Below are 413 nucleotides of genomic sequence, written 5' to 3' on the forward strand. Positions count from 1 at the left end.
ATCCCCTATGGCACTTGGTAAGTTGACTCCACTCAAGCGCCAGACCGTGCTGGTTGCCCTGCTGTTCAGCCTGTGCGCCTGCGCCAGCGGGCCTAAGTCGCCCGCACCTCCCAAGCTGCCCTACAGCAGTTGGTACGTCGGTCTCGCCGCACCGCGCTTTATGGAAGTCTGGGTCGAGACCGTAGATGTGTTGGATCAGCGTGGCTTGGCGTTTTTTCATGTGTCTGGAGGCGTCGCAAGTTATACCCGCAAACCAGAAGGGTGGCACAAGGGTGGAGGGTCGATGATGCCCGTGAGCAACGTCGACCTGCCGGAGCGGATTTTCCTGCGCTGGCAATCGCTGGTGGAGCCGCAAGCCTACAAGATCCGCATCCCGATTCCGCAATGGGTGCGCGACGAGATGGTCAAGCCGG

At 60.8% G+C, this 413-nt stretch carries 1 protein-coding gene; it reads left to right on the forward strand.

Features of this window, described 5'->3' with window-relative positions:
- Positions 1 to 22 precede the first annotated feature (22 nt).
- A partial coding sequence (locus H7995_RS28230) for a DUF2931 family protein (protein WP_244647845.1) occupies positions 23 to 413 on the forward strand: 391 nt, incomplete at its 3' end.

The sequence above is a fragment of the Pseudomonas kielensis genome (assembly GCF_014236655.1).
Classification (GTDB): domain Bacteria; phylum Pseudomonadota; class Gammaproteobacteria; order Pseudomonadales; family Pseudomonadaceae; genus Aquipseudomonas; species Aquipseudomonas kielensis.